The organism is Caldisericia bacterium (assembly GCA_021158845.1).
In the GTDB taxonomy this organism is placed as follows: Bacteria; Caldisericota; Caldisericia; order B22-G15; family B22-G15; genus B22-G15.
This window is the reverse complement of sequence record JAGGSY010000136.1, coordinates 1-2,682: the sequence shown is the minus strand read 5'-3', so window position 1 is coordinate 2,682 and position 2,682 is coordinate 1. Positions and strand designations below refer to the sequence as shown.

Sequence of the window (2,682 nt, the reverse complement as noted above, 5' to 3'; positions counted from 1 at the left end):
ATAAAAGGCTCAAAGGTTTTTATAGAAATTTAAATAGAGGGATTAAATCTTTAAAAGATTAACAAGGAGGTGAGAAATGAAGTTAAACCCACTTTCATTGCCAATTGCTATTCCAGAAGGAGTTGATTATGATGAGTACCTTATTGCAACCTATTTAGCTGTCTTTCCAAAGGAAATTCCTATTCCAAAGCTTGCACCAGCACTTGCAGTGGAGCAGAGCACTGGAACATGGGTTCCGGTGCCTGGTGAAACTGAGGAGGTGAAGAGAAAGCATGTTGCAAAGGTTATAGGGGTTTATGAGATACCTGATTATGAGTTTGAGGTCCCCAAAGATATCCAGATGAGAAGCTATATAATTCAGATTGCATTTCCAGAGGTAAACATCGGAGAGCAGATTCCAATGTTTTTAACTACTATCGTAGGAAACATATCAATGGGTGGAAGAATAAAACTTCTTGATGTGAGATTTCCAGAAAAATTCGTAAAGGGATTTAAAGGACCAAAATTTGGAATAGAGGGAGTAAGAAAACTTCTCAATGTTTATGATAGACCTCTTTTAAATAATATGATTAAACCATGCACTGGATACACTGTTGATGTTGGAGCAGAACTTTTTAGAAAGGCAGCTCTTGGTGGATGCGATATCATCAAAGATGATGAATTAATAGCAGATGCATCCTTTAACAGGATAGAGGAGAGGGTTAAAAAATATATGGAGATAGAGAAAGAGGTTTTTGAAGAGACAGGTGAGCATACACTCTACACAGTAAACATCACAGATAGAGTTCCAAAGATATTTGAGAATGCAAAAAGAGCAATTGAATTAGGTGCAAATGCACTTATGGTAAACTACTTAGCTGTTGGGTTCTCTGTTTTAAGGGCACTTGCAGAGGATCCATCAATAAATGTTCCAATACTTGGACATATGGATGTTACTGGGGCAATGTATATGTCTCCATATCACGGCATAAGTTCACACATAATACTTGCAAAGCTTGCAAGACTGGCAGGTGCTGACATCGTTGTTATACCTGCTCCATACGGTAAAGCGCCTGTTCTACCAGAGAAATTTATTAGAAATGCCTATAATTTAACATTCCCATTCTACAACATCAAACCAACATTTCCAATGCCATCAGGTGGAATTACTCCTTCAATGATTCCAAATGTTATAAAGGATCTCGGACCGGATGTTGTGATTGGTTCTGGTGGTGGAATACATGCCCATCCTCAAGGTCCAGTTGCTGGAGCAAAGGCATTCAGACAGGCAATAGATGCAACGATGAAGGGAATTCCACTTGAAGAGGCAGCCAAAGAGTACCCTGAACTAAAGGTTGCACTTGAGAAGTGGAGAGATCCATTTGGAAAGGGAATTGGACTTTAAAGGAGGTTAGAGATGAAAGTTACAGTTCTTGGAGGATGTGGAACTGTTGGAAGTGTTGCAGTAGAAACACTCTCTTCATTAGATTTTTTCTCTGAAATTGTTGTTGCAGATATAAACAGAGAAAAGGGCGAGAAATTATCCTCAACACTTAAAAATGTTTCGTTTAGAGAAGTTGATGCGAATGATGAAGAGAGTGTAAAAAGTGCTATTGAAGGTTCTGATGTTGTTTTGAACACTATTGGTCCATTCTTTAAATTTGGTCCAAAGATCCTAAAAGCTGTTATTGAAAAGGGAATAAATTATGTTGATATATGTGACGATTTTGACGCAACGGAGAGACAGCTTGAAATGGATGAAGAGGCAAAGAAAAGGGGAGTTTCTGCGCTTATAGGAATGGGAAGTTCTCCTGGTTTTGCAAATGTTCTTGTGAGATTTGCAAATGATTATCTCTTTGATGAAATGACAAGTGTCGATATATATCATGCACATGGAGGAGAAAAAACTGAAGGAGCTGCAGTTGTTAGGCACAGGATACATTCCATGTTGATTGATATCCCTGCCTTTCTTGATGGAGAGTTTAAAACTGTGAGAATATTTGATAAAAGCGGAGAGGCACTGGAGGAGGATGTGGATATGTGTGGATTTGGAAAGTATAGGGTTTATGCCTATCCTCATCCAGAAACAATTACACTTCCAAGAGTCTTTAAGTCATTAAAGAGAGTTACTAATCTTGGTATAGTGCTTCCTCCAAAATATGCAGAGCTTATAAAGGGTTTTGTTAAGCTTGGCGTTACTTCAGAAGAGCCTATTGATGTAAATGGTAGGAAGATAAAACCAATTGATTTTGCTGTTTCGTTCATTCTATCAAGAAGAGAGAAATTTATAAAAGATGCAGGAATAACAGAACCTATTGGATGTTTGAAGATTGTGATAAAAGGAAAAAAAGATGGAAGAAGATATACATACATTTTCTCAGTTACATCAAAAGGAGCTGGGATGGAGAAGGGAACTGGAATACCAGCAGCACTTGGTGCATTACTTATGGGTCAAGGAAAGATAAAAGAGAAGGGTGTCTTCCCACCAGAGAAAGGAGTGAATCCTATTGATGTACTGGAGGTGTTGAGTAAAAAGATAAAACTTGGAGAAGGAGGAAAACTTCCAGTTGAAGTTGAGAGGATAGATGAAACTGGGAAAAAGGAGAAGGTAGATGTTCTAAAGTTTCTTCCTATCTGAGTAAAAGATTTATAAAACAAAAAATAGAGTTAACTCTTTATTGTGTGAAGCTATAACATTTATTG

The 2,682-nt window shown here is 37.7% G+C and carries 2 protein-coding genes; both read left to right on the top strand.

Annotated features, from left to right (window positions below):
• Positions 1-76: 76 nt before the first annotated feature.
• On the top strand, positions 77-1,384 hold the full coding sequence (locus tag J7J33_04955) for a ribulose 1,5-bisphosphate carboxylase (GenBank protein ID MCD6168636.1): 1,308 nt from the start codon (positions 77-79) through the stop codon (positions 1,382-1,384).
• 12 nt (positions 1,385-1,396) lie between these two features.
• The gene (locus J7J33_04950; protein MCD6168635.1) at positions 1,397-2,617 is read left to right on the top strand and encodes a saccharopine dehydrogenase NADP-binding domain-containing protein; all 1,221 of its coding nucleotides are present in this window, start codon (positions 1,397-1,399) and stop codon (positions 2,615-2,617) included.
• Positions 2,618-2,682: the final 65 nt, after the last annotated feature.